The organism is Limimaricola cinnabarinus, assembly GCF_002723615.1.
GTDB classification, from domain to species: Bacteria; Pseudomonadota; Alphaproteobacteria; order Rhodobacterales; family Rhodobacteraceae; genus Limimaricola; species Limimaricola cinnabarinus_B.
In genome coordinates, this window is the sequence record NZ_KZ305011.1 from 1 (window position 1) to 2,035 (window position 2,035).

Here is a 2,035-nt window from a genome sequence, read left to right on the forward strand (position 1 = left end):
ACTGGTTCGACGAGACGAAATCGCTTGGGCTGACCGAGGCGGATCGTGACGACCTCACGGCCTATCTGGAAGCTGTGGGCGCGGCGGATGAGCCTTATGAGGCCTTCGGCAGCGAAAACACAGCCTTCCGGCTGGCATTTTCCGAGCTCACGACGTTTGCCTCGACACTCGACACGCTGATCCCACAACGGGATGCGGAGCATATCCTGCTGCTGGTCGACACTGTCGCGGCGGATCTCGCGGCCGACGCCGGCACCATGTCAAACCTTGCCGCCCGCCCCGATGTCTACGCGCTGGCCAAGGGGCTGGAAGAAGTCGGCGCTGCGGTGCGCGACGAGGACTGGGCGGCCGCGGAAGCAAGCTGGAGCGCGTTCAAGTCCGACGCCAACGCGATTGACGAAAGGGCCTTCTGATGGCGACGAAACTGAACCGCAGAGCCGTTCTGGCCATGGCTGGAGCAAGCACAGTGCTTCTGGCGGCGCCCCTTGCGGCGCAAGATGATACGTTACGCCTTGCCTTCATTCCGCAGGAAAATCCCGACAAGCTGCTGGGGGATATCGAGGCCATCACAGGCTGGCTGTCCGAGCAGATCGGCGTGCCTGTCGAGGGCTTCGTCACCATCGACCATGCCGCCGCGGTCGAGGCGTTGAGGAACGGTGACGCGGATATCTCCTTCATGGGGGCGCTGCCCTTTGTTCTGGCCGAGGCCGAGATCGACGCGATCCCGCTCCTGTCCGAGGTCTACCGCGGTGATCCGAGTTACACCGGCCGCGTTTTCGTTCGCCGCGACGCCGGTATCCAGTCGCTCGCCGACCTGCGTGGTAGGGACATCGCCTTCGCCGATCCGATATCGGAGTCGGGCTATCTTTACCCGCTTGCCGAGTTCGAGCGCGCGGGGCTGATCGACCGCCCGGAGGCCGCCGACGCGTTCTTCGGACGGGTCTTCTTCGCGGGTGGCTATCAACAGGCAATGCAGGCGATGGCCGAAGGGCTGGTCGCGGCGGCAGGCGCCAGTCAGTATGCCGATCTCCTGCTCACGCCGGAGCAGCAGTCGCAGGTGACCTGGATCGCGGAGAGCGATGCCATTCCCAGCCACGTGGTGATCGCTCGGCCAGGGCTGGACGTTGGCCTGCGCACGCGGTTCGTCGATGCCATGATGATGCTGAACAAGCCAGAGCACCGCGACAAACTGCGCTTTCTTTATGGGCCAGATGGATACGTCAGAGCCGATCCCGCCGCCTACGAAGGTGTGCGCGACTTGGCAAGGCGATACGGACTATTGAAATGAGCCCGGCCGTGCAGATCGACGACCTGAGCTTTGCCCATCCGGGTTCGGATCTTCCGGCTCTGGAAAGGATTTCTCTGCTCGTTCCCACGGGGGAAAGCATCGCTCTGCTCGGTCCCTCTGGTGCGGGCAAGACGACGCTCCTGGCACTGCTCGACGGTAGGCTCCGGGGCTGGCAAGGGCGAACTTCGGTCTTGGGAGCGTCGCTCGATCCCGATCGACCGCCTCTGCGCGCGCGACGCCCTGACACAGGCTTCGTGTTCCAGGAATTCGCCCTGGTCGAACGGTCCACGGTCCTACGCAACGTTCTCAATGGCCGCTTGGGACGCATGTCGCCCTTGCGCGCCTTGATGGGATCGTCGACTTCGCATGATCTGGAAATTGCGCTGGCCGCGCTCGCCGACTGCGGCATCGCCGATCTCGCCGAGCGCAGAGTCGACAGTCTCAGCGGCGGACAGCGGCAGCGCGTTGCCATCGCACGCTGTCTGGCGCAGGAGCCGCGACTGATCCTTGCAGACGAGCCGGTAAGCAGTCTCGACCCCGCCCGGGCAGCCGAGATTCTGACGCTGCTGACAGGCGCGGCACGAGCGCGCGGCGCAACGGCGATGTTCTCGTCGCATCAGCCCGATCTGGCGCGGCGTTTCGCGCAACGCATCGTAGGTATAAGCGGTGGGCGGATCGTCTTCGATGTCCCGACCTCCGACCTGAGCGAGGAGGCGACTGCGAACCTATACCGGGACACAGAGCGGA

The 2,035-nt window shown here is 64.5% G+C and carries 2 protein-coding genes and 1 pseudogene; all 3 read left to right on the forward strand.

The window, feature by feature from the left end; genetic code table 11:
- A pseudogene (locus CJ301_RS18430) lies at positions 1-413 on the forward strand (cytochrome C); the annotation flags it as partial.
- Entirely contained in the window at positions 413-1,288 is an 876-nt protein-coding gene (locus CJ301_RS18435; protein ID WP_099278778.1) for a phosphate/phosphite/phosphonate ABC transporter substrate-binding protein, read from the forward strand. The pseudogene CJ301_RS18430 and the gene CJ301_RS18435, both read left to right, overlap by 1 nt.
- Before the next feature lie 8 nt (positions 1,289-1,296).
- A partial coding sequence (locus tag CJ301_RS18440) for a phosphonate ABC transporter ATP-binding protein (RefSeq protein ID WP_254050209.1) occupies positions 1,297-2,035 on the forward strand: 739 nt, incomplete at its 3' end.